Here is a 24,151-nt window from a genome sequence, read left to right as displayed (position 1 = left end):
TTATTTTTTTAATCGTCCACTCATTTGTGTATATAATTTTAATTTCTCTATTAAATCTTCAGAAAATTCTCCTGGTTTCATTCTCCAGGTCCAGTTTCCTGAAGCTGTTCCAGGGTAGTTCATCCTTGTTTCATTCCCAAGTCCAAGTATATCTTGCATTTGAAAAATCGCCATGTCTGCAACCGAAGTCATTGCGCCTCTAATCATTCCCCAATTTAAACCTTCTTCTTCAGTCATGTTTAGATATCTCTTTGCAAACTCAACTTCCTCACTATCATGCTCTTTAATCCACCCAATAACTGTATCTGAGTCATGAGTTGAAGGATAAACTACGAAGTTTTTATCCATGTTATGTGGAAGATAATCTGAAGAGGCATCTTTTGCAAAGGCAAATAATAATATTTTCATTCCTGGAAATCCAGTTTCTCTTCTAAATTCATAAACTTCTTTAGTCATGTATCCCAAATCTTCTGCAATTATAGGAAGCTCTCCCAGTTCATCTTTTAGTTTTGAAAATAATTTCATTCCAGGCCCCTGTATCCATGAACCATTTCTTGCAGTGTCATCTCCTGCAGGTATTCTCCAATAGGATTCAAATCCTCTAAAGTGATCAATTCTTACGCAATCAAAAATTGAAAACAGCCACTTAAATCTATTAACCCACCAGTCATAGTCCGTTTCTTCATGAACTTGCCAATCATAGCAAGGGTTTCCCCAAAGTTGTCCATCTTCAGAAAAACCATCTGGAGGACATCCCCCAACCCAAATGGGTTTTAAATTTTCATCAAGGGAAAAAAGTTCTGAATTTGCCCAACAATCACAGCTATCTTCAGCAACATATATTGGTAAATCTCCCACTATTTTTATCCCATTTTCATGAGCAAAGCGCTTTAGCCCATCCCATTGGCTAAAGAACTGAAATTGTAAAAATCTATAGAAATTTACCTTTGAAAAATTATTATTTTCAAACTCTTCAATTGCTTCTTTATCTCTAAATTTATATTTATCTTCCCAGCTCTGCCAAGGCTTGCCATTATTTTCGTCTTTAAGAGTCATAAAAAGCGCATAGTCATTTAACCAAAAACTATTTTCTCTACAAAATGATTCAAAATCAAGTGATGATTTATCAAATCTTTCATATGCCCTTCGCAAAGTTTTATACCTTTCGTTATATAATTTTCCAAAGTCAACTCTATTACAGTCGTATAAAGACTTCACTTCTGTTATCTCTTCGTCAGTTAAAAGAGAGCAGTCCTTTAAATAATCCAAATTTATAAGATATGGATTACCTGCAAAGCTTGAAAAAGATTGGTAAGGAGAATCTCCATATCCTGTTGGTCCTATTGGAAGTATCTGCCACCAAGTCTGTCCTGCTTGTTTTAATTTAATTATAAACTCTCTTGATTCTTCTCCAAGGCTTCCAATTCCAAACTCATTTGGAAGGGAAGTTATATGAAGAAGAACTCCTGAAGTTCTATTTTCACTAATCTTTTTAAAATTATATTTTTCGTCCAGCATGAATCTTTCCTGTTACTAATTAATTCTTTCTTTTGTATCTGATTCAAAGAAATGAAGTGCATCTAAGTCAAATGTAAAGTTATGAAGTTCCGAAGTTTCATATAGGAAGTGACCTGGTTGAGATACGACCATCTCCTGTCCTTCTTTTGTTCTGATATGAAGTAATTTTTCCTTTCCTAACATTTCTATTACTTCAACCTTCGCTTGAAAAGAATTCTCATCAGATTTCTTTGCCAAAAATCTTTCTGATCTTATTCCCATATAAACTTCTTTTCCCTCATAATTATTTAATGAAGAAAGATCTTTTTCATTTGGAGTAACTACTATATCTTTAAGCTCTGATACAAATTTTCCGTTTTCCATTTTGCCTTTTATAATATTCATAGTAGGTGATCCTATAAACCCTGCTACAAATAAATTTTGTGGTTTGTCATAAAATTCCTTTGGAGTACCAAATTGTTGAATCTTTCCTTTGTCAAGTAAGATTATTTTATCTGCCATGGTCATGGCCTCTGTTTGATCATGAGTTACATATATCGAAGTCGTCTCAAGTCTTTGATGTAGTCTTACAAGTTCAACTCTCATATGCTCTCTAAGTTTTGCATCAAGATTTGAAAGTGGTTCGTCCATCAAAAATACATTAGGTTTTCTAACCATGGCTCTACCAAGGGCAACCCTTTGTCTTTGTCCTCCTGAGATGTCTGATGGTCTTGAGTAGAGATAGTCTTCAATTTGAAGAATCTTTGCGGCTTCCATAACTCTTTCATGAATAACTTCTTTTCTTTCTTTTTTCATCTTAAGTGAAAACGCCATATTGTCATAGACTGTAAGATGAGGATAAAGAGCGTAGGATTGAAATACCATTGCAATATCTCTATCCTTTGGAAGTACCCTGTTCATAAGTTTATCTCCAAAGTAAAGTTCCCCTTCTGTTATTGAAGTAAGCCCTGCTATCATTCTCAAAAGTGTTGACTTACCACAACCAGATGGACCTAAGATTACACAAAATTCTCTATCTTTAATTTCCAAATCTATATTTCTAATGGTAAATTTATCTCTACCCTCATATTTTTTACCAATATTTTTTAATAATACTCTCATATTTCCTCCTAACCTTTAACAGAACCACTACTTAAACCGGAAACCAATTGGTTTTGAAGGCTGATAAATAAAATAATTATAGGTATAGCGGTCAATAACCCACCTGCAGCAAAAGCAGGTGCATTCATTGTTCTAACATCACTTATCAAAGTATATAGCCCTGTAGCCAAAGTGTACTCTGATGGATTTGTTAGAAGAATCTTCGGCAACATATAATCCATAAATGGTCCTATGAATGACCATAGTGCTATAATTGCAAGCATAGGCCTTGCTATTGGCATGATTATAAGTCTATATAATTGAAGGTTAGAACATCCGTCAATCTTTGCAGCTTCATCCAGTTCTTTTGAAATTGAATCTATATATCCTTTTAGTATAAAGGTGTTTGATGCAATTCCACCACCTGAATATATTAAGATAAGCATTGCAGTTCTTGAAAACACTGGTATAATACCACTTACTATTGAGTGTATTGCATAGTATGCAGTTATTCCAGCAAATGCAGGTATGGTTTGAATTAACATAATTGCCATTAGACTACCTTTTTTGCCTTTAAATCTATATCTTGAATAAGCGTATCCCGTAAAGGAAACTATAATTAAGGTTAAGATTGAAGTTGATACTGCAATTACAATTGTATTTTTAACCCATTTTAAGAAATAAGTTTCAGTAAACAGATATTTGAAATGTTTAAATGAAAACTTGAAATTTCCTGAAAGGGAAATATATCTACTCTGTCCTCCATTGAAGCTTGATATAACCATTACAGCAAGTGGCCATATAATTAAAATCGCCCAAGTTATTAAAAGAATGTAGGAGATAATTAAAGATATTACTCCTATAGTATCCAGTGGTTGACTGTCAGAAAGGTGTAATTTTTTTTCTTTATTTTTCTTACTCATTTAACTCTCCTTAAACGCTTTAGTGTTTTTAAATCCAATGTAGGCAAAAAACATTAGTACAAGTGAAATCAATATACTTATTGCTGCACCAAGAGCCTGATAGTTTGACTCCATGGTAAGCTTGTAAATATATGAAATCAAAATGTCTGATGAACCTGCAAGGTTTCCATACTTACTTGGATTGAAAGGTCCTCCTCCATTAAAGAGATATATAATGGAAAAGTTATTGAAGTTGAAAGTATATTGACTTATCAAAAGTGGAGCTGTTTGAAATAGTACAAGTGGAATTGTAATTCTCCAAGTCTTTTGAAATCCTGTAGCTCCATCAATATCTGCACTTTCATATAAGTCCTTAGGAATTCCCTGTAATACCCCAGTTGATAACAGAAATATATAAGATGAACCAAGCCATCCCTGTAGAAGTATTAAAGATATCCTTGTAAGTGTTGGATTTGATTTTACATCCAAAGTAATATTAAATGCATTTTTAAATAGCTCGGTAATAGGTCCCTGTCTTCCAACCATCAAAGAGAAAAACATTATCGTAATAAAGGCAGGCACTGCCCAAGGTAATAAATAGATTGTTCTAAAGATGGGCTTACCTTTAATTCTCTCTTGGTTTGCAAGAAGCGCCAATACAAATCCAAGGAGTATTGCTAACGTTGTTGCTCCAAGAGTCCAAATTAATGTCCAAATCAATATTAACCAGAAAGCTTTCCCTGCTACTCCCCTTCCTAAGAATAATATCTTATAGTTTTCAATTCCAATCCAATTAAATTTAGATTGATGATTTGGATCTAAGTTAGTAAAAGAAATCAAGATTGCTGTTATAATTGGAATCAGAACTATAAATATAGTTAGAATATAGCCTGGTGAAGAAGCTAAATATGGGAAACCATCTGTTGCAATAACTTCTTTCGACTCAAACCAGTTCTTAGGTCTAATCCCTTCAATCTTCTCTTTTTCAACTCTATGAACATCTTTAAAGGACATTATAAAGATAAATAATGCTAAAATAACTAAAATTATAGCGATGATTCCTTCAATCATAAACATAATTGATCTGTCTAGTCTTCTTCCGCCTTCTGCTAAGGTGACTAACCCTGCAATTCCATCGCCTTGATAGTTACCAAATCCAAGAGCATATGGTATTGCTATTAAATAAATAAACAAACTTCCGAGGAAAAATAAAAACGCCTTCATCTTCTGTCCATTTAACAACTGTCCAAGTCCAGGTAAAACTGCTGTTAAGAAACTTATAAAAGGTTTTTTTTGTTCTACTTCTACTGGAGTTTTTCTTCTAATATTTGAAATATAGGATTCAAGTACGTTATCCATTGACTTTACATCTATTTTTTTTCGATGTTTTAAGTTTTCAATAGTTTCTTTTATCGACTTACTTTCATTTAAGAGCTCAATTTCATTTAACTTTTCTTTATGCTCTCTTATAGCAATTTTACCTTCAGTCTTTTTTGCCTTTTTAGAAATCAGTCCATCGCTATATTTTTTATTTATTTCATTTGTTTTTTGATGAAATCTCTCTATCTCTTCTTTTTTCTTTATTTCAATTTCAGACTCTCTTTCTTTAAGCTCTGAAGGTTTTAAACTCTTTAATCTTTCTTCGCTTTCAGAAAGCTTTTCATTAAGTTCTTCATAGTGATTTAATATGGCTGGAATTTGATCTTTTTCAGCCTCTGCAATTTCATATTGAAGAACTGCATCATAAGTTAAATCTAAATATTTACCATAGAAATCTTTTTTTAACTGAGCCTTAGACAATCTCCTTTTAAGATTTTTTATGCTTCTGCTATCTCCATTTTCAATGTGAGCATCAACCTTATTTAAGGATTTAAGAAAAGTTTTCTCCGCTTGTTTAAATTCTTTTAATTTTTTGTTATAGGGATGGGTTTTTTTATTTACCTGTCCATCTACATTTTTAATAGAGTCTAAGATATATTGATTTTTTCTTTCATGAACATTTCCAAAACTATCCCTAATTTCTAATCTATAGTTCATTTTTATCCTCTCTAAAGATCGGTATTGTTATGATAAAGTAGAAAAGTAATAAATATAACAAAATTTCCAAGTAGAAAAATATTGAATTAAATTCCAACTTGGTTATTTTAAATATGAGTTTTGCAGCTACCATTCCTGCGAGCACAAATTTCATGAGATTATTTACTTTAAGTTTTTTAACGGCAAATACTAAGAAGAGAGATATAATTAGAGGTTCAAGTATGTCTAAAAAATAGTTAAACATAACAAAATTTATATAATCCCCTAAATCTCCTCCAGTTTTAGTATGAAATAAATTAAAAAGCGCTAAAGACTTCCCTTTAATAAATGCTTCAAATGATGCCATTATTAGTATTAAGACCGCTGTGATTAGTATTCTTGTAATATATTTTTCACTTTTCACTTTTACTCCTAAATATTAACCGGGGAAAATCCCCGGTTAATTTTATCATATTAGTTACCTATATTTTCCATCATGGATTTGAATGATGCGTTAAGTTCCTTGTAAGCTTCTTCAGCATTTGTAGGTTTAACATTGTTCCATGAAAGAATTGCATTTTTCCATGTGTCCCAAACATTTCCATACTCTTTAAAAATTGGTCTTGGTTCAGAAATATCATATGATTCTATAACATTCTTAATAACTTTCTTATCTAAGTCAGAAAGATCTGTCTTTTCATAATCTTCTGCAGATACATTTGGAAGTATCTTTCCTGTTGCCTTAAATAATTCTGCAGCATTTTCTGGATTAACAAGTTCCATTATAAAGTTTTCTGCTAATGCTTTTTTATCCGCATCTTCTTCAATCCTTGCATTTATTGCCATTGCCCATCCACCTTGCCAGTGAGAAAGTGGTTTTCCATTTATTGTTATATGGTCTATTGGATAAATTTCAAGGTTATCTCCTGCTTTTTCAACATTGTCATTTAACTCCCATGGGCCACCAAGTCTAATAACACCTGCACCACCTGTTGTAAATTCGTCACCTATATATGCCCAACCTTCATCTTCTCCTGAAAATAGAGGTGAATTTACTTCATTATTTTTCTTCCAATATTCATATAAAGACTCAAATAATTTTTGTTGGTCTTCGCTTAAATCTTTAAAGTCTTTTGTCATGTCTGATTCAAACTTGTCTCCTTCTTCTTTTAGAAGAGAAATTCCCGCTGAGTTTGTAGATGCTACACCAAACCAAGCGTCAAAGAATGGCAAAAGAACATTTGCAGGATCTTTTATATCATTTAATTCTATAGGTTTTTCAGAATCGATTCCTGCCTTTGTTGCATTTTCTTTATTAACATAAGTTATTAGTGTTTCTATATTAAAAGGAAATGCTAAATAATCTTCTCCATCTTTAAAGAAACCACCAAGACTTTCATCATAGTTGTCATATCCACCTATTTCTTTTGCCATTGCAGGTGCATTGACTGCTCCTAAAACATCTTGACTTACAAGGTCTGTATATCTATCAAGTGGTAGTGCAAACACATCTGCAAAGTCAGGATTTGTAGCATCAGTACTGTTCAATATATCTAAGTGATCAAATGAGCCTATTTCCTTTAGATTAATTTTAGAATCAGGATTTTTTTCAAGAACCTTATCAACCGCCTTTTGATAGTAGTCCATCCAATCCTTTTCAACTTGTACAGTTATTTCAGATTTAATTCCTTCTGACTCTACTTGTGCTGTAGAATCTTTCTCCCCACCGCCTGTTTTTTTACCACAGGCAGTTATAGCCATTGTCGCTCCTAATGTTAGAGCCAAAATTTTTGAAAATTTATTTTTCATATACTCCTCCTTTTTTTTGAAAACGCTTTTATGAAACAAAAATTTATATCCGTTTCATATTTATAATATACTATAAACAAGAATTTGTGAATAGCAATATTGAAAATCTCCTAAATTAATTTTTTAATTTCAACCTCTTTATTGTTGCTTTGTTTGAATCATCATATAGAATCATCATCTAAATAAACGTTATCACAATCAGGTTCATACTCTAAAAATCCTTGAAGTAGTGAATATGCCCTTTCAAATTCATTCTCATCTATAAAGATACTTTCATTTCGTACAACTTCTGCACCCATGATATTTAGATATCCATTAAAGTCACCTTCACTATCCACATAATTTATATTATTGTCCTTTAAAATAGTTTTAACTGTGGTAATCAAAAAATTATTACTCGATTGTAAAAGCAGTTTCATGTCTATCACTTCTTTCTTTAATTTTCAATATTATTTTACCCTTTTCCTTTGTATTATACGCAAGTTTGTGTTAAAATCTATTATTGTATTTTAAGGAAAATAAAAATATTTGTGGGGTGAATTATGGAAAAAATCGAAAAAAATAAGTTACTTGGTGAAGAAGATGTTAAAAAATTATTGATAAAATTTTCAGTACCTGCAATTATAGGAATGTTGGTTAACGCCCTATACAATGTTATAGATAAAATATTCTTGGGGCAAGTAAGTTCTCTTGCAATCGCAGGAGTTCATCTCACTTATCCTGTAAGTTTAATTATAATGGCATTTTCAATGCTTATCGGTATGGGAGGAAATTCTCTTTCTTCAATAAGAATGGGTCAGGGAAGAGTAAAACAATCAGAAAAAATACTTGGACAGTCCTTTACTCTTCAATTTATATTATCAGTTGCGTTAACTATTATAATTTTATTATTTCCTGAAGAAATCTTAAAAAGACTTGGGTCAAGTGAAGCTCTTCTTCCTATAGCATCTGAATATTTATTTATAATAGCAATTGGTATACCAGCCCAGCTCCTTGGATTTGGTATGAACTTTTTCATAAGAGGTGAAGGCAGTCCTTCAACAGCAATGGGTACAATGCTAATTGGTGCAATAACAAATATTATTTTAGACTATGTATTTGTAATCCTAATGGGCATGGGTGTTAAAGGAGCTGCATTATCAACTATCATAGGACAATATTTATCCATGATTTGGGTGTTTGCTTTCTTCTTAGGAAAGAAAACCTCATTGAAGTTGAAAAGAGAAAATATAAAACTCGAAACCCCTGTAGTCAAAGAGATAATCGCTCTTGGACTTGCTCCATTTGGAATGCAACTTGCTGCAAGCTTAGTAATTGTTGTATTTAACCTTCAAGTAAATCATTATGGTGATGATCAAGCAATTGCAGCCATGGGAATCATGCACAGCATTTCCACACTTGCATTTATGCCAGTGTTTGGACTCAATCAAGGAAGCCAGCCTATCATTGGATTTAATTATGGTGCAAAAAAATACCACAGAGTCAAAGAAGCTTTTAAACTGGCATGTATAGTTGCAACCATTTATATGACTTTGACCTATCTTGCAATGATGTTTATCCCTGAAACACTTATAAAAGCATTTATTATGAACGCAAAAGATATTGACAAGGTAATGCCTGGTGCAGTTTCGTGTTTAAGGCTAAGCTCACTTGCAAACCCAGTTGTTGGTTTCCAAATAATTTCTTCAAACTACTTCCAAGCAACAGGAAAAGCTGTACGAGGAATTATATTATCACTATCACGTCAGTTGTTGATACTATTGCCAGTACTATTAATAGTTCCAAGATTTTTAGGCCTTAACGGAGTTTGGTTAACTTATCCTATTTCCGATATACTTTCGTTTATATTGACACTTGCATTTATGATAAAAGAATTAAGACTGTTGAATAAAGAAATCGAAATTGAAAATATCGACTACGCATAAAATAAATCAAAAATTAAGAGGAGATTCTAACTTATAAAGTTCACATCTCCTCTTGTTTTTTATATTATTATTTATATTAAAAAACTATTGGACTCAGTATGATTAAACATAACCCAACAGTTTTTTGTTCCATTTTTAATTAGAATTAAATGAAAAATCTAAACACAAGATATATTTACTCTAAATCTTTTTTAAGCATAACTATATCTTTTGTCCTATACTCTTCAGTAAATCCACTTTCTAAAAAAAGTTTTATGGCACTATTATCTAAAGCTATATTATCATATAAACTTTTCAGTCCGTTATTTTTTGCTGAACAACATAATAGTTCCAAGCCTTCACGTCCATAACCAATTCCACGATATTTTGAATAGATTATTACACTTACTAAATATTTTCTCTCCTCATCATCAAAATGATAAGCTATCTCTCCAATAAAATCGTTGTTTTCATTAATCAAATATCTATAAAATCTTTTATCTTCTGGTTTTTCAATCCAATAATGATACCATCTTTTCCACTTAGATTCTGGAAAATCAATAGTGCCTCCCCATGCCTTATTGTAGGACATGGTATCTGAATCTGATAGCATCTTTTCCCTAAACCACAAGTCTTTATATTCTGGAATATAAGTCTTAAGCATTTATCCAATCCTTTCTAAAAAAATACCGCCTCCACATGAAACGAGTAAAAATCAACTATTTCAAGTAATCCTATCTGATTTTGTAAACATATCATATCGACAAACTGGGATTTATTTTTTAATTGACTTTGTTGCTATAAAACTTTTAATATTCAATTCATGTAGTCTTCCAAATCCATTGGTATCTTCATAAATATCTACTAAGGTGAAACCAGCTTTCAATTGACCACCTATTTGTTCTGTCATATCATGCGAGAACTGCATTCCCGCATCTTCCTTAACCATGAACTCTTTAGCTTTTTCATCTTGTAATGGATTAAATGGCATTTTCCAAACTATTTCTCTTTCATTTTGGTCTACAATGTAGTTTATTTCATTATTTAATCCAGCAAGAAAAATACCACCTTTTTTCAATACCCTATACGCCTCATTAAAAATATGCTGTACATCTTCAACGTAACAATTTGAAACAGGATGAAAAACAATGTCGAATGTCTCACCATCAAATGGAAGTTTTTTAGTCATATCACCTTCTATTGCTTCTATTGTATACCCTTCCCTCTTTGCAACATTATATTCTGATTCAATTTGTTTTGAAGAATAGTCAATTACGCTACATGTGGCACCTAAAGCATTAAATATCGGCATTTGCTGTCCGCCTCCCGATGCTAATCCTAAGATTTTCTTTCGCTTTAAATCTCCAAGCCAATCTATTGGCACTGCTACAGTTGGAGTAAGAAAAACTTTCCACTCTCCATTTTTCGCCTTAATGTAATCTTCATGGGAAATAGACTTTCCCCATTCCCAACCTTCTTCAACCCATCTATCGATAGTTTCTTTATTTATATCCTGATATGATTTCATAAATAGTTTACCTCGCACTCTTCTAATTTATTTTTGTCAATTCTTCAAACCACAACTTTATCAACTATGCTTTCAAATACTGTTCTGTTAAATTCCTCTATAATTTCTCTATTTTCTAAGACCTTTTTAAATTGTTTTAGTCTTTCTTTAATAGAATTTTCATCTTTTATTGTTAGTTCCAGTGTTTTCTTTTCATCAAGTAATCCTTCTTTTTGTTTTGTAAGTTTTTTATACTTTTTATCATAAACTTCTTCATCTATACTATCTTCTAAATGAAGATCAACTAACTTTCTTTCTTGACTAATGATTCTATTTAATTGATTTTCTATCTTTTTCAAATCCTTGACTAAAGATTCATCATTTATTTCTTCTTCAACAATTTTTTAAAAGTAATCTATTACTGTTGAATCTGCATGACATAATTGCCTGTAGCTTTCAACAAAAGCTTTTTCTATTGCCGCTTCTTGTATTCCCTTTGAATGAGGGCAATATTTTTTACCTTTTTTGGTTGATCTTACACATTGCCAGTTAATTTTTGTAAATTGCGGGTGTGTCAGAATGATTAAATTCTCACACACCCTCCTCTAAAATGAAAGAGACGATTTCTAATAATAATTATATTTATTTTTTTTAAATATTCTTACTTTTTAAATACCATTTTAACTTCAGCACCATTATCTTCATCATCATAATTATTTAGCAACAATTGCCCCTTGTTAATTTCAAGTATTTTAGTAACAATTGAAAGCCCTAAGCCATGTATATTATTATCATACATCTTCGTTGATATAAATTTTCCTTTTACATCGTAAAGAATATCATTATTAAATCCATCGCCTTGATCCCTTACAACAATTGTATAATCATCTATATCATCGTAAAATCCGATGAATATAGTAGAACCCACTGAAGAGTTTTCAATTGCATTATTTACTAAATTTTGTATCGCAATAGAAATTGCATTTTTATCTAGTTTAATATTGCTTGCATCATACGAAAGAATTGATACGCTAAAGCCTTTAAGTTTACAAATACTATTCACAATTTTTGCCCAATAGTCTAAAACTTCTTTTGATACAACTTCCTTTGGAGTTTCCATCAAATCAGAAAATTCATTTAGTTTTTTTAAAAAAGATTCCAATCTCTCCACACCATTTAGAGCATCTTCAGCTCTTTCAAGAACATTTTCTTGATCTTCTTTTAATAATTCAATATTCCCTTTGATTAGAGTAATCGGAGTCCTCACATCGTGAGTAATCGATTCAATCATCTCTTTTTGTGTCATCTGCATATCCCATTGTTTTTCTAATGATGCCTTTAAGCTCCTTGCCATTCTATCTATCGAATCCAATACTCCTGAAATTTCTGTATAATCGGAATGCTCTCTTTCAAATTCTAATTGTAATTTTTCAATATTATCATTAGCCTTGGATATCTTTCTAATTTCACTCCTTAATTCCCTTGTCAAATTACTTATTAAATAAATAAATCCAATTAGCCATAGACAAAACACGCTTATAAAAAACACTGGTTCAAAATTCCCAATTAGTTTATACACATTTGGATTGGTAGGTATGGCACTGATTTTATATTTTATGATCAAATCTTTATTTCCATTTTTAAAAGCCTTAAATACATCTGAACCTATTATTTGATCCTTTGAAGATTTTCCGTTTTGTAATGCTTCACTTATTTTTTGATTATAGCGTTCATCAATCGTATTTTGTATAATTTCCCCATTGTCTCTTAATTGATATTCATAAAAAAATGGTATTTTATCAATCCTCCAATTCTCTTTTAGAAATTCATATTTTACTGTATCGGAATTTATATCTGCATAATTTGCAGGATATACTACGCCAGTGTTAATTAAAAATTTTAGAAGCATATAGGAGAATAAAAGCATAAATAGCACAAAAAATAATTCTAAAATTGCAAATTTACTAATTGTATAGGTTAAGCTTTTTTTACTTCCCATTGATACCCTACTCCCCAAATAGTTTTAATTGGATCTATATAAAATCCAGCAAATTTTTCTCTTATCTTTTTTATTCTTTCCGTAATAGAAGTTGAACTATCTCCTTCAGCATCATATCCATAAATTGTTGTATAAATTTTTTCTTTGGTAAATACCTGGTTTCTATTTTTTAAAAGTAGTTCACATATTTCATATTCACTTTTGGTAAGAATAATTTCATTTTCCTTAAAATATATTTTTTTAGACAACAAGTCACAAGAAATTGGATAATCAATTATTCTGCTGTGCTTATCTCTATTTTCTCTTCTAAGATGTGCTGCAACTCTCGCCCTTATTTCAGATACAGAAAATGGCTTTGTAACATAATCATCTGCACCTAAGGCAAACCCCTCTATCTTGTCCTTTTCGAAATTTTTGGCCGTCAACAAGATAATAGGTGCATCTATCAATTCTCTATATCGTGATAAGAACTCAAATCCATCCATTTCATCCATCATGACATCAAGAATAATCAAATTGTATTTAACCAGCTGTTCAGGAACAATTTTTTTAGCTGAATCACAAAGGTCAACATTATATTCTTTCTTAAAAGTCATATCTAAAAGTCGCAGTAAATCTTTATCATCATCTATGATTAATAAATTCATCCTACTCCTCCATTTTATTAATACCATCCCATCTATTATACCAACTATTAACTACGCCTATAAAAAATACAGCAACGATTACTGATAACATTAAAAACAACAAGATAACATGACTGGTAACTTCATGACTTGTATAAGCAAAAATAAGTTTTATCGGCCAAACAAACGGTAAGAAATACCAAACATTACCACCCAATTCTGTAGTTCCCAACAAAATGCCTGATAGTGTTAAAAAACCCCCGACCAGTATACTACTGGAAAAACCTAATTTCAAACTTAAAAATTGATAGACAGGAATCATCGGTATTAACATAACTGTTCCCGTAAAAAAGCATAAAACTATACTTATATAATTAAACTCGACTTTCCCAAAACCTATAAACATCATTACCAAGACAGATATAAATTCAATGATAAATATTAATACAGAGATATAAATAAATTTAGAAAAGAATATTTTTTTCCGACTAATACCTGTCCTTAAATCATTTGCAAAGTTTCCAGCAACCTTATCAATTTCATCTATCATTGGGATATAAAAACTTATCGAAAAATTCGCTAAAATTATATATATGCAAAAAAACACTCCCATTTCTTTTCCGATTAATCCTTTTGAATTTATCGCGTACATACCATAAATCAAAGAAAATAGGATTGGGCATAAAAAAGTTATTAGTCTTACTGGTGTCCTTTTACTTCTAAGCCAGTATGATGATATTATATTATACACTTCATTTACTCCTTTTGTTGTTAATTAAAAGACTTAATGTTAATACGACTACATAGACAGCAATACTTAAAAACAATCCTAAGTATGTTGCCTCCATATTCAGTAGTTCAGAGCCGGTTTCAAGAAAAGTGCCATTTGGATGTACTCCAACAACTGGACTAAGCATTCGCAAGTTATATGACCATGGAAATAAAATCCAATTTTTTGTTACCGCAATCTCAGCTGATGGGAATGTCAACACAAAATTCAACAATATAAGAACAGCTTTCTTTTTTGTAAGTCCATATATCAAAAAAGATAAAGCAACTACTGGCAAACTTCCAACAAGAAGGCACATAGTAGCCATAATTAATTGACTTAGAGATATTTTTTCACCCAGAAAAAATGTAGCAACAGTAAATATTAACATTGTTGATACTACTGTAATAGTAAACAATTCAGCTACAATAATAATATTTTTTGCCAATTCTATTTTTGCAAAACTCAAATTTTTACTTTTTTGCAAAACAATATGCTCACTCTTTTCTTTACCGCTTATATTCACAACTAGTAAGCTCAAGACTATTGGGAGAATTAAAAGTGGATACCAATTAAAAGAAGTTGCCAATATGTAACTTTTCCCTTCTGGACTTTTCCCCATCAAACAAACCATAGCTATATTAAATAAAATAAAAATTATAGGCACAATGATTCCTAATTTAAAGTTAGCAGATCTTTTTTCTTTCATTAACTCTGTTTTAATATAACTAATCATTATTTTTCACATCCTTTTTTATCATTTCTAAAAATAGCTTCTCCAGATCCATCTCATCAGAATTATTCGCTTCATAAATGAGATGTCCATTATTAATAATTCCTATCTTATCTGCTATCTGCTTTATCTCACTCAAAATATGACTTGAAATAATGACTGTAATTCCTTTTTTAGAAAACTCTTTTATCAATTCTCTTAATTCTTGAATTCCCAAAGGATCTAATCCATTTGTCGGTTCATCAAGTATTAATAATTCTGGATTATTTATCAACGCCATTGCGATTCCAAGTCTTTGTTTCATACCTAACGAAAAATTTCTTGCCAATTTTTTATTTGTGTTTTCTAAACCAACTATTTTTAACACATAGTCAATTCTTCTTTTGTCAATATTTAATAATACTGTTAAAACTTCCAGATTTTCATATGCTGTTAAATTTGGATAGATAGCAGGATGCTCTATGATAGCTCCAACTTTTTTTAAATCTTCTGTACACATGCTTTTTCCTTCAAAAAAAATATCCCCCGATGTACAATTCATAACTTTAGTAATTATTTTTAATAGTGTTGATTTGCCAGCACCGTTTGGTCCTAATAATCCATATATCTTTCCTTTTTCTACTTTAATTGATACATTTTCAAGTATCATTTGTTCTTTGATTTTCTTTGCTAAATTTCTTGTTTCAAGCATAATTTCCATACATTATTCCTCCATTTCTTATCTAATCAATTCTAATATTAAAAAATAACCAAATTATAATTACTCTATTTTTTAAAAAAAATATATAAACTTTGAAAGGAGCTTTGAAAGAAGCAAGCACAGTAAGTGTACGGACACTTACGTAAAAATTAATGGAGCAAACCTTTACGGAATGCTCCATTTTTTTACGCACCTAACCACACGAAAGTTTACTCAAGTGTTTGGTAGGTGCTATGCAAGGACTTCCCAAGAGCTAATATAGTTAGCGATTGGTTGAAGTCTACTGCTAATTTTTACCTTGTTAGGGAGGACCCTAAGACCCCGAAATATATTTTATAAAGGAAAATAAAATGGCAAATAGATTCAGAAATGAAAGAATAGAAATAAAATTAACTAAGGAAGAAAAGGAAGTTTTTGAAAAGAAAATGAAACTTGCAAATTGCAAAACTATGTCCCACCTTCTTAGAAAGTGTGTATTAGAAAAAGAAATTTATGTAGTAGATTTAGAACCATTTAGAAAGCTACAATGGCTACTTTCAAAGGCAACAAATAATATAAACCAGATTGCAAAAGCAACTAATACAACTGGTGTTATATACAAAAATGAAATCGACTGCAAATTTCCGAAAAATTTGACAGCTTATTAAAGTCGTGTAAAATTAAGACAAGCTCCATTCCTATAGGAATGGATAGGTATTGATACATAAAAAAAATGTATCAACCCTTACCCTATATCAGGATTTAGGTTGATACACAAAATTATTTACAGACCCTCATGAACCACCTGTAAAATGTGTGGTCATGATTAATTTATTTTATTTGAAATAATTCTCACCACATCAACAACCCTATCAAATGTCAAATCTCCAATATACTTATTCTCACTGAGATATACTTTCCACAAGGTCTTAGGTATGAATCTTCTTTTATGTCCTCAATTATTTCCTCATAGTCTTTCATTATCTCTATGCTTTCTCTTTTGTTTTAGGTTATTTCTACTCCATCTTTTAAAATTTCATAGCTTATCTCATCTTTTTTAGTTTGTATAGGGTGTATATGTCGTAGAAGTCTCTCATTCGTGTTATTTTACTTAAACAAATCAGAGTGTGAGCCAGTTCTTACTATGGATAATACTAAAACTTCATCTATTTTTTCATATATCAACAAAAAATCGTGCTCTATATGACATTCTCTAGTCCCCTTGTAATTTCCAGCTAATGAATGATCTCTATATCTTTCATCAAGAGCTTCATCTTTTGCTATCTTCTCAATAATTTCAAATAGCTTTTCAATATCTTTCCCTTGTTTTTTAGCATGCTTTAGGTCCTTTTTAAATTTCTTAGTAAACTTTATTTTATACTTCAAGAGCTTTCCTCAAGTCATTCATATTATCGTAGGCTCTGACGTTCTTATCTTTTGCTATCATTCTTCCTTCTTCTATAGCTTTTATGGTTTCATCACTTGGAACATCAAGTTTTAAATCAAAAGGAATGCCACTTTCTCTAATACTTGCCCTTAAAAACATGTTAATTGCAGTAGTCATATTTAAACCTAAACTAGAATAGATTTTTTCTGCTGCTTCTTTTACTTCTTTATCTGTCCTTATATTCAAATTTGTTGTAGCCATATCCTCATCTCCTTTAGAATAATTATATGACTTTTTTCGTGCAGTGTCAACACATTGTCAATATTGATTGATTTTAAATTTTATATAACATATATAAAAAATCCTTACTCCCTTCAATAAAAAAGGAGCAGTTAGAATCTGCTCCCTTTAGATGTTATTAATCTGAAAGATATCTTTTTATTTAAACTCACTCTATCAATCGCAAACGTTCAACAACTGGAAGATTAATATCAGTTTTGTATACTAATATAGGAACTATAAGGCAAATTAACAACACCAGTCCAGATGCAAGTATCATCGGGATAAATGGATAAGAAAAAACAGCATAATAGACTACTTTGCTAAATAAAACATATAGTAAGAAGAAGATTGCCGTCCCTATTGTGACTACGAGGGAAAAAGAAATACCCCAGTAGTATAAACCTTCCATAGACAGCATCCGTTTAATTTGTTTCTTTGTCATTCCAATACTTTCAAGAACAGCTAATTCATAAAGCCTAGTACTTACGTTAACAACCATTGTATTTACAAAGTTCATAACACCCACTAACATTAAAATTATAGATAACCCTGTTCCCAGAACATTTGCTGTAACTAGATAATCTCGCACTTCTTCTCTACGTTCATAGCGGGATACAATATCAATTTTAGTTTTAGATGAGGTGATTTGCTTTAATTCTTTCAATATACTTTCGTCATTTTGACCATCCGTATCAAAGGCCATGCGAAACACTCTATTTCGTGGAAAAAGTTCTTGTACGGCTCTTTGGCTAATATATAAATCAGGAGCTGTTCCACGCTCATTTCCTCCTCCGGCACGAAAACCATCATTCAAAAAACCATTTGCCACTACAAAAGAATGCTGTCCGTTCTGTGTCTGAATAGTTATTTTCTGTCCTGGTTGAATGATGCCTTCTAACGTATTGGAAAGTAACACAACATCTCCTTGCTCAAAGGCATCTATATCAACGGGCGAATTTAAGTTTTCATTGACTTCTTTCAAATATGCATTATCAATTCCAAAAACTCCGCTGAAAAAATTTTGCTGATAATTTTTTAACTTTGAAGAATCGGATAAATCAAGTCCACTTACTCCATCTAACGACATGAGAAAGTCATGAAATACAGCATCATCATATGAAACATCTACTGTTACTTGAGGATAAGACGCATATGTCAACCTCAAATTCTTGATTCCATCAATCTGTCTAATCTCTGACACCATTTCATTGGTAATTAAATCTTCATCTTCGTAAATACTATATGTGAGTGCAAAATCACTTACTCCCCATTGCTTAACATAATTCTCTGGACTTAATCCATACAATAATCCCGTGACAACTAGAAACAAGGAAAAACCACAAAACAATGACGTAAAGACGAGAATTGTACTCTTTACATTTCTAAAGACATTGTTCCATGCCATTTTAGATAACTTCATTTTTCCGCCATTTTTGGTGACTGTCTTTGTGCTTTTTACTGTATATCGAAGTGCCGCTATTGGTGAAACGCCCCCAGCAATTTTAGCAGGCTTCATGCTTGCAATCATAGCTGTCAGGAATGTAAATATAGCTGCTCCAATAAAAATAAAAGGCGAAAAAGATATTTTTGTTCCCACATCAGAATTTGTTGAGTACATCATATTCAGGAAATAGGGAACAACACCAAAAGAAACAATCGCACCAAGTAGCAAACCAAGCGGAATACCAATACAGGAAATTTTAATTGTCTGTTTATAGATAATTCTCTTTATTTGCTTTTTAGTAGCTCCAATCGTTTTTAGACGACCATATAATTGCACATCTTTTATGACAGAGATATAAAGAATATTGTATATTAAAAGATATCCGCTAAATGATATAAAAAATGCTAACATTATTACAGCTAAAATAATTGTCCATCCGTTAGCTTGTCCTAATGGGACAATTTCAAATGTTTGACCTGCTGTAAAGTCAATCTCATCGCGTAATCTTTCACAATTCTTATCAACATCACCATTACCTTGAAAGCTAATCATTGCCGTAACACTATTATCCAGTGGTTCATTTAAACTGTCCCTAAAAGCATCTGAAACATAAGCATAGCCACGATTATTTGTACGCATTGAAATGTAGTCCGTATAGTAGCCCGACAACAAAAAGGTGTCTGATACATAATCATAGCTATCACCAATTTGATAAGACAATACTATTTCCATCCCTATTTGTGGATCAGAAATACCCATCTGTTTAAGCGCCCATGTTGGCAGCATAATTTCATTTTTATTTAAAGGGTAATTTCCTACGATATCTGATATGGTCGGTAGACGATGAACCTTCCATTCTGTATCGTTTATCCAAACTATACCTAATTTTACGTTTTGCAGTTTCTCTGTATCAATACTACCTAAATGTTGCTGTATTCCTACGTCTTGTACAAGATTTGATTTTGAGATTTCTACTAACTGTTCTTCTGTTGCATTTGTGATTCCTACATCTGCAGTAGTCCCCATTAACCGAATTTGCTGCATCTTATATGTTTCAAAATAACTAAATCCAATACTGAATGTCGCAGTTATCATAAATGCAGTCAGAACCAAAGCAATGATTGCAAATAGATTGCGCTGTTGTTCATTATGTAAACTACGCTTAGCAATCTTCTTTTCAATATTGCTGGTATCATTTTCAAAAGGCCAAATCATGCTATACCACCTCCTACTTACTCCACAATTTTTCCATCTTCAATACGAACAATTCGATCTGCAAGACGGGCAATGTCATTATTATGGGTAATCATAACTACAGTTTGGCGAAAATCTGCACTGGTACGCTTGATAAGACCTAATACCTCTGCACTTGTCTTACTATCAAGATTACCAGTAGGTTCGTCGGCAAGCACAATAGCTGGTTTGTTAATCAATGCACGTGCAATAGCTACACGCTGTTGTTGTCCACCTGAAAGATTGTTTGGCATACTTGTCAGTTTATCATTCAATCCCAAAAGATTAACAAGCTCGTTAAAAAACTTCTGATCCACCGTATCCCCGTCAAGCTCTACTGGCAGGACTATATTTTCATAAACATTCAAAAGGGGAACAAGATTATAGTTTTGGAAAATAAAACCAATATTGCGACGACGAAAGATGGTAAGCTGTTCGTCATTTTTCTTTGCAAGTTCTTCGCCCCGAACAATCACAGTTCCGCTGGTGGGAATATCCAATCCTCCCATCATGTGAAGAAGGGTAGACTTCCCACTTCCAGATGTTCCTACAATAGCCACAAACTCTCCATCCTCAACTGAGAAGTTTACTCCGTCAAGAGCTCGTGTAATGTTAGGTTCTGTGCCGTAATACTTTTTCAAGTCAATTGTCTGTAAAACGTTCATATTCAATACTCCTTTCAAGGCTTCCTACCTGTTGTTAAGAATATTATAAAACCCAAATGTCCGTGAAATGTTACAGTAGCTAAAAAATGCATTGAAAACCATGAAAGAATGTTACAATGATAAGACTTTTCATTTTATCTCTACGTTGTGTTTCAATTTTCCATAAGTAGAAAACTTTTTTCACCACAAAGGAAGCATTATAGAAAATTCTGAACCCTTACCTGGCTCAGAAATCACTCTAATATAACCTCCCTGACGTGTTACAATCTCGCGGGCCAGATACAGACCAATGCCTATACCTTTCTGTTCATGTACTTCTTCCTCACGATAAAATCTCTGGAATATTGCGGCCTGATTACTTTCAGAAATGCCCTTCCCTGTATCTGTTACTTTAATCTCTACATACATTTCCCATAATACTACAGACACAGTGATTTTTCCTCCTGTCTCGGTGTACTTCACCGCATTGTCCAACAGGTTAAATATTGCTTCAGATGTCCACTTACTGTCATGGGAAACAACGAAATCCTCCGAACAATCCACGAACACAGCGATTTTCTTTTGTTCAGCTTCATACACAATTCCACTCATGGCCTGTGCCACAGTGTCAAACAAGCGACTCGGTTTCTTATCCAGCTGAATTACTCCCGTTTCCAATCGTGAGGTTTTCACTAAGGCCTGAAAAAGAAAGTCAAGTTTATCTGTTTGACTACGGATTCCGTGAATAAAGTCGATACGCTCCGTCTCGGTTATATGCTTTTCCAACATTGTATCTGTCGCCATTTTTAGATTACTTATAGGTGTTTTTACTTGATGCGAAATATCCGATACAAGAGTTTGTAATTCCTTCCTTTCTTCGTCAACAAGACGGCGATTCTCCTGCATGATATGATATAGCCTAGTCAGGCGATGGTAAATTTTATCAAGTTGGGTTTCGCTGTCTTTCGGACACTGAGGAACTTCATTTCCAGCAATCATATAGTCTAAGGTCTTACACAGAGTATCAGTAAACTGCAAAAGGCGTTTCCCAAACTCCTGAGTTAATATAAAGAGTCCTAAAATGGTGAACGTCAACATCGCTCCTCCTGTCAGTAGGACTGCCGTCTGTCTTGTTATAAGAAACAAAGCTATGATAATTCCACACGTAGAGATAAAAAGTCCCAGAATAAGCCACACAAACAGACGCTTTACTGATAGATCCTTAAACTTCATTTTGCTTCGCCTCCTGTCCATTGATAACCCATGCCGTATACAGTCTTGATGTATGGCGCTCCTCCATCAGATTCAATCTTACTACGAATTCTGCTGATGGTGGTTGTCAGAGTGTGTTCGTCCACAAACTTCTCATCTATATCCCACAACTTTTCTAAAAGCTGTCTCCTAGTCAAAACTATCCGAGGATTTTTGCGAAACAGATTCAGCATTTTGAACTCCATAGCTGATAGAGCTATAGCCTTACCATTTAAGGAAGCCGCCTGCTCCGAGAAGTCCAAAAACAAGCGCCCATCATCGTAAATATCCTTTACTGGTTTATGATGTTCCATCATGTCAAACATTGCTTTGATTTTCCTCTGCAATACCCCGATTCCAAACGGTTTTGTGATGTAGTCTACTGCACCCGCCTCATAACCTCGTATCTGGTCACTCTCCTGATCATTGGCTGTCAGGAAAATTACAATTGTGGATGGATACTGAGGTTTTATCAACTTGCACAGTTCAAAACCATTCCCATCGGGCAAGTTGATATCCAGAACTACCAAATCAAATTCTCGCTGGAGAATGGTTTCAGCGGCAGTCCTTGCATTTAAGACAGAAGTCACATCATAGCCTTCTGCGATCAGGTTATAGGCTAACAATTTATTCAAAAAATTGTCGTCCTCGACAATTAAAATCTTCTTCATATCCTCACTTCCTTTATTTTATGTATATAGTATATCAGGTAAATGTCCGAAAAATATTACAACAAAAAAATTTATAAAATATGTCCTAATATAAAATAAACATCCCCCGGCATAGCCGGGGGTTTTTCACATGCGGCCCAAATGGCCTGTATAACAAGCCACGCCTCAAAGGCGTTGGTCAATCTGCCACTTGCAGACTTTACTTGCTACCCTTAAAAAGGGTCAACTACATCAAATGTTAACTGCTCGCTTAATTGGTCTGTCTTAAGTTGATTTCTTATATATTCTTCTATTTTCTTTGCATTCTTTCCTGCTGTATCTACATAATATCCTCTACACCAAAATTGTCTTCCCCTGTATTTGTATTTTAAGTTTCCCCACCTTTCATATATCATTATGCTACTTTTCCCTTTCAAAAAACCCATGAAGCTTGATACTGATATTTTTGGTGGTATCTCCAATAACATATGAATATGATCGGGACAAACTTCTGCTTCTATGATATTTACTTCTTTCCAACTACATAATTCTCTTAATATCGCTCCTATTTCTAGTCTTTTTGATCCTTAAAATTCTTTTCTTCTATATTTTGGTGCAAATACTACATGATATTTACAATTCCATTTAGTATGTGATAAACTATGAGTGTCATTTAACGATGTCATTCAATACCTCCTTGATTTTTTATTTTGCAGTTGGCAGACCGCAATTTTATTATATCACTGAGGTATTTTTGTTTGGTTATCATCGCTAAAGCTATTCTGAACCCCCAGTCTAACTGGGGGTTTTCTTATACAAAAAAGCACCTACCATTTTGATAGGTGCCGTTAAACAAATTTAAATTATTCTTTTACTATAGGAACCCATAATTCCATTTTATAATCTTCTGAATTAGGGTCTCCATCTCCATATACTTCAAAATCGGGACTTTCATCATGTCTATATCCTTCTTTTGGGAAGAAATATGAAATAATATACTTCCAACCTTCGTGAATGCAGTTTGGTATAGGACCTTCTAAGCTTACAATAGCATACTCTTTTTCAGGAATACTGAGTATATCTAAACCTAACTCCTCAGCTTTTACCTCATCCGTTAAATCAAAACCAGCTAAGTATATAAATGAATCTTCTTCATCCATTACATAGTCATATCCTACGCCAAAGATTTGACCATTACCAAACTCTTCAAATTTTTCTCTTGGTACTTTTTCAACTAGTCTATCCCAAACTTTTGGGAAATTTGAACTCTTAGTTACATCTGATTTAATACCAGCTACTTTAAATGCTTTCTTTTTCTCAATCTTAATATCCATTTGATTTCCTCCTTGAACTGAAATTGAAAAGTAGATTCTTGGGAAATATTGATACTTTTCTCCTTTTTTTACTTGACCTGGAGTTAGCTTATGAAAACTTTTAAAAGCTAAGGCAAAAGAATCCTGAGAATTATAGCCATATTTTATTGCAATATCTATAATTCTTTTATCTGAATTTTTTAAATCAATTGCAGCATTTGTCATCTTTCTTAATCTTATATATTCAGATAATGAATATCCTGATACGATTGAAAATATTCTTGAAAACATTGGAAATGAATATCCCGTTATCCGTGTTATTTCTTTTTCATCAAGTTCATCAGTTAAGTTATCTTCAATATAGTCAATTGCTAAGTTAAATGATTTCATTATATCCATATTTCC

23 protein-coding genes and 3 pseudogenes are annotated in these 24,151 nt (G+C 32.4%); 2 read left to right on the top strand and 24 right to left on the bottom strand.

The annotated features are described in order from the left end of the window. From malQ to BN2746_RS06205, 7 genes are all read right to left on the bottom strand, one after another. Entirely contained in the window at positions 1-1,518 is a 1,518-nt protein-coding gene (gene malQ, locus BN2746_RS06235) for a 4-alpha-glucanotransferase (RefSeq protein WP_055078924.1), read from the bottom strand. 15 nt (positions 1,519-1,533) lie between these two features. Then, positions 1,534-2,619 carry an ABC transporter ATP-binding protein gene (locus tag BN2746_RS06230; RefSeq protein ID WP_055078923.1) on the bottom strand — a complete coding sequence of 362 codons (1,086 nt, stop codon included), beginning with the start codon at positions 2,617-2,619 and terminating at the stop codon, positions 1,534-1,536. Between the two features lie 8 nt (positions 2,620-2,627). Continuing rightward, complete coding sequence (locus tag BN2746_RS06225; protein WP_055078922.1) at positions 2,628-3,521, bottom strand: sugar ABC transporter permease; 894 nt, start codon at positions 3,519-3,521, stop codon at positions 2,628-2,630. After that, complete coding sequence (locus BN2746_RS06220) at positions 3,522-5,537, bottom strand: carbohydrate ABC transporter permease (protein WP_055078921.1); 2,016 nt, start codon at positions 5,535-5,537, stop codon at positions 3,522-3,524. Then, on the bottom strand, positions 5,527-5,940 hold the full coding sequence (locus tag BN2746_RS06215) for a hypothetical protein (protein ID WP_055078920.1): 414 nt from the start codon (positions 5,938-5,940) through the stop codon (positions 5,527-5,529). Before BN2746_RS06215 ends, BN2746_RS06220 begins: the two co-directional genes overlap by 11 nt. 50 nt (positions 5,941-5,990) lie before the next feature. Next, positions 5,991-7,325, bottom strand: coding sequence for a sugar ABC transporter substrate-binding protein (locus BN2746_RS06210; RefSeq protein WP_055078919.1), 1,335 nt, complete (start codon positions 7,323-7,325; stop codon positions 5,991-5,993). Positions 7,326-7,486: 161 nt separating this feature from the next. Further along, complete coding sequence (locus BN2746_RS06205; RefSeq protein WP_055078918.1) at positions 7,487-7,744, bottom strand: putative signal transducing protein; 258 nt, start codon at positions 7,742-7,744, stop codon at positions 7,487-7,489. A 123-nt stretch (positions 7,745-7,867) separates the two neighbouring features. On the opposite strand from BN2746_RS06205, the gene BN2746_RS06200 reads away from it, so the two are divergent. Next, complete coding sequence (locus BN2746_RS06200; RefSeq protein ID WP_231718333.1) at positions 7,868-9,250, top strand: MATE family efflux transporter; 1,383 nt, start codon at positions 7,868-7,870, stop codon at positions 9,248-9,250. 175 nt (positions 9,251-9,425) lie between these two features. Here the strand turns inward: BN2746_RS06200 and BN2746_RS06195 are convergent, their stop codons facing one another. The 8 genes from BN2746_RS06195 to BN2746_RS06155 form a co-directional block, all read right to left on the bottom strand. Next, positions 9,426-9,893 (bottom strand): GNAT family N-acetyltransferase, encoded by a 468-nt coding sequence (locus BN2746_RS06195; RefSeq protein WP_055078917.1) that lies wholly within the window; start codon positions 9,891-9,893, stop codon positions 9,426-9,428. Positions 9,894-10,004: 111 nt separating this feature from the next. Then, positions 10,005-10,757 carry a class I SAM-dependent methyltransferase gene (locus tag BN2746_RS06190; RefSeq protein WP_055078916.1) on the bottom strand — a complete coding sequence of 251 codons (753 nt, stop codon included), beginning with the start codon at positions 10,755-10,757 and terminating at the stop codon, positions 10,005-10,007. Positions 10,758-10,801: 44 nt separating this feature from the next. Continuing rightward, positions 10,802-11,095 carry a hypothetical protein gene (locus BN2746_RS09285; RefSeq protein ID WP_231718332.1) on the bottom strand — a complete coding sequence of 98 codons (294 nt, stop codon included), beginning with the start codon at positions 11,093-11,095 and terminating at the stop codon, positions 10,802-10,804. A gap of 302 nt (positions 11,096-11,397) precedes the next feature. Further along, positions 11,398-12,735, bottom strand: a complete 1,338-nt coding sequence (locus tag BN2746_RS06175) for a sensor histidine kinase (protein WP_055078914.1) — start codon at positions 12,733-12,735, stop codon at positions 11,398-11,400. Next, the gene (locus BN2746_RS06170) at positions 12,714-13,382 is read right to left on the bottom strand and encodes a response regulator transcription factor (protein ID WP_055078913.1); all 669 of its coding nucleotides are present in this window, start codon (positions 13,380-13,382) and stop codon (positions 12,714-12,716) included. The genes BN2746_RS06175 and BN2746_RS06170 overlap by 22 nt, the downstream gene beginning before the upstream one ends. A 1-nt stretch (position 13,383) precedes the next feature. Beyond that, on the bottom strand, positions 13,384-14,112 hold the full coding sequence (locus BN2746_RS06165) for an ABC-2 family transporter permease (protein WP_055078912.1): 729 nt from the start codon (positions 14,110-14,112) through the stop codon (positions 13,384-13,386). A 1-nt stretch (position 14,113) separates the two neighbouring features. Further along, entirely contained in the window at positions 14,114-14,866 is a 753-nt protein-coding gene (locus BN2746_RS06160; RefSeq protein WP_055078911.1) for an ABC transporter permease, read from the bottom strand. Continuing rightward, a complete protein-coding gene (locus tag BN2746_RS06155; protein ID WP_055078910.1) occupies positions 14,859-15,563 on the bottom strand; it encodes a lantibiotic protection ABC transporter ATP-binding subunit in 705 nt (234 codons plus the stop codon). Before BN2746_RS06155 ends, BN2746_RS06160 begins: the two co-directional genes overlap by 8 nt. Positions 15,564-15,913: 350 nt before the next feature. On the opposite strand from BN2746_RS06155, the pseudogene BN2746_RS06150 reads away from it, so the two are divergent. Further along, positions 15,914-16,177, top strand: a pseudogene (locus tag BN2746_RS06150) (plasmid mobilization protein); the annotation flags it as partial. A gap of 191 nt (positions 16,178-16,368) precedes the next feature. On the opposite strand, the pseudogene BN2746_RS09210 reads toward BN2746_RS06150, so the two are convergent. The 9 genes and pseudogenes from BN2746_RS09210 to BN2746_RS06110 all read right to left on the bottom strand — a co-directional run. Then, positions 16,369-16,645 (bottom strand): annotated as a pseudogene (locus BN2746_RS09210) (nucleotidyl transferase AbiEii/AbiGii toxin family protein); the annotation flags it as partial. Positions 16,646-16,649: 4 nt separating this feature from the next. Continuing rightward, positions 16,650-16,928 (bottom strand): type II toxin-antitoxin system YafQ family toxin, encoded by a 279-nt coding sequence (locus BN2746_RS06145; protein ID WP_055078908.1) that lies wholly within the window; start codon positions 16,926-16,928, stop codon positions 16,650-16,652. Further along, positions 16,918-17,190: a type II toxin-antitoxin system RelB/DinJ family antitoxin gene (locus tag BN2746_RS06140; protein ID WP_055078907.1), complete on the bottom strand. Its 273-nt coding sequence runs from the start codon at positions 17,188-17,190 to the stop codon at positions 16,918-16,920. Before BN2746_RS06140 ends, BN2746_RS06145 begins: the two co-directional genes overlap by 11 nt. 187 nt (positions 17,191-17,377) lie before the next feature. Then, positions 17,378-19,870: an ABC transporter permease gene (locus BN2746_RS06135; protein WP_055078906.1), complete on the bottom strand. Its 2,493-nt coding sequence runs from the start codon at positions 19,868-19,870 to the stop codon at positions 17,378-17,380. 17 nt (positions 19,871-19,887) lie between these two features. After that, positions 19,888-20,553 carry an ABC transporter ATP-binding protein gene (locus BN2746_RS06130; protein ID WP_055078905.1) on the bottom strand — a complete coding sequence of 222 codons (666 nt, stop codon included), beginning with the start codon at positions 20,551-20,553 and terminating at the stop codon, positions 19,888-19,890. Positions 20,554-20,733: 180 nt separating this feature from the next. Next, positions 20,734-21,765, bottom strand: a complete 1,032-nt coding sequence (locus tag BN2746_RS06125; protein WP_055078904.1) for a sensor histidine kinase — start codon at positions 21,763-21,765, stop codon at positions 20,734-20,736. Continuing rightward, positions 21,762-22,454 carry a response regulator transcription factor gene (locus BN2746_RS06120; protein WP_055078903.1) on the bottom strand — a complete coding sequence of 231 codons (693 nt, stop codon included), beginning with the start codon at positions 22,452-22,454 and terminating at the stop codon, positions 21,762-21,764. Before BN2746_RS06120 ends, BN2746_RS06125 begins: the two co-directional genes overlap by 4 nt. 212 nt (positions 22,455-22,666) lie before the next feature. After that, a pseudogene (tnpA, locus tag BN2746_RS06115) lies at positions 22,667-23,119 on the bottom strand (IS200/IS605 family transposase). A gap of 177 nt (positions 23,120-23,296) precedes the next feature. After that, on the bottom strand, positions 23,297-24,145 hold the full coding sequence (locus BN2746_RS06110; RefSeq protein ID WP_055078902.1) for an AraC family transcriptional regulator: 849 nt from the start codon (positions 24,143-24,145) through the stop codon (positions 23,297-23,299). Positions 24,146-24,151 lie beyond the last annotated feature (6 nt).

This window comes from Lagierella massiliensis, from assembly GCF_001407835.1.
In the GTDB taxonomy this organism is placed as follows: Bacteria; Bacillota; Clostridia; order Tissierellales; family Peptoniphilaceae; genus Mediannikoviicoccus; species Mediannikoviicoccus massiliensis.
The sequence above is the reverse complement of the archived record's forward strand: the minus strand, read 5'-3'. Positions and strand labels throughout refer to the sequence as shown.

What these genes read in the sequence shown, in the direction of transcription:
- malQ (WP_055078924.1), bottom strand. Translation starts at nt 1,518, where the DNA reads ATGCTGGACGAAAAATATAATTTTAAAAAGATTAGTGAAAATAGAACT.
- BN2746_RS06230 (WP_055078923.1), bottom strand. Translation starts at nt 2,619, where the DNA reads ATGAGAGTATTATTAAAAAATATTGGTAAAAAATATGAGGGTAGAGAT.
- BN2746_RS06225 (WP_055078922.1), bottom strand. Translation starts at nt 3,521, where the DNA reads ATGAGTAAGAAAAATAAAGAAAAAAAATTACACCTTTCTGACAGTCAA.
- BN2746_RS06220 (WP_055078921.1), bottom strand. Translation starts at nt 5,537, where the DNA reads ATGAACTATAGATTAGAAATTAGGGATAGTTTTGGAAATGTTCATGAA.
- BN2746_RS06210 (WP_055078919.1), bottom strand. Translation starts at nt 7,325, where the DNA reads ATGAAAAATAAATTTTCAAAAATTTTGGCTCTAACATTAGGAGCGACA.
- BN2746_RS06205 (WP_055078918.1), bottom strand. Translation starts at nt 7,744, where the DNA reads ATGAAACTGCTTTTACAATCGAGTAATAATTTTTTGATTACCACAGTT.
- BN2746_RS06200 (WP_231718333.1), top strand. Translation starts at nt 7,868, where the DNA reads ATGGAAAAAATCGAAAAAAATAAGTTACTTGGTGAAGAAGATGTTAAA.
- BN2746_RS06195 (WP_055078917.1), bottom strand. Translation starts at nt 9,893, where the DNA reads ATGCTTAAGACTTATATTCCAGAATATAAAGACTTGTGGTTTAGGGAA.
- BN2746_RS06190 (WP_055078916.1), bottom strand. Translation starts at nt 10,757, where the DNA reads ATGAAATCATATCAGGATATAAATAAAGAAACTATCGATAGATGGGTT.
- BN2746_RS06175 (WP_055078914.1), bottom strand. Translation starts at nt 12,735, where the DNA reads ATGGGAAGTAAAAAAAGCTTAACCTATACAATTAGTAAATTTGCAATT.
- BN2746_RS06170 (WP_055078913.1), bottom strand. Translation starts at nt 13,382, where the DNA reads ATGAATTTATTAATCATAGATGATGATAAAGATTTACTGCGACTTTTA.
- BN2746_RS06160 (WP_055078911.1), bottom strand. Translation starts at nt 14,866, where the DNA reads ATGATTAGTTATATTAAAACAGAGTTAATGAAAGAAAAAAGATCTGCT.
- BN2746_RS06155 (WP_055078910.1), bottom strand. Translation starts at nt 15,563, where the DNA reads ATGGAAATTATGCTTGAAACAAGAAATTTAGCAAAGAAAATCAAAGAA.
- BN2746_RS06140 (WP_055078907.1), bottom strand. Translation starts at nt 17,190, where the DNA reads ATGGCTACAACAAATTTGAATATAAGGACAGATAAAGAAGTAAAAGAA.
- BN2746_RS06135 (WP_055078906.1), bottom strand. Translation starts at nt 19,870, where the DNA reads ATGATTTGGCCTTTTGAAAATGATACCAGCAATATTGAAAAGAAGATT.
- BN2746_RS06130 (WP_055078905.1), bottom strand. Translation starts at nt 20,553, where the DNA reads ATGAACGTTTTACAGACAATTGACTTGAAAAAGTATTACGGCACAGAA.
- BN2746_RS06125 (WP_055078904.1), bottom strand. Translation starts at nt 21,765, where the DNA reads ATGAAGTTTAAGGATCTATCAGTAAAGCGTCTGTTTGTGTGGCTTATT.
- BN2746_RS06120 (WP_055078903.1), bottom strand. Translation starts at nt 22,454, where the DNA reads ATGAAGAAGATTTTAATTGTCGAGGACGACAATTTTTTGAATAAATTG.
- BN2746_RS06110 (WP_055078902.1), bottom strand. Translation starts at nt 24,145, where the DNA reads ATGGATATAATGAAATCATTTAACTTAGCAATTGACTATATTGAAGAT.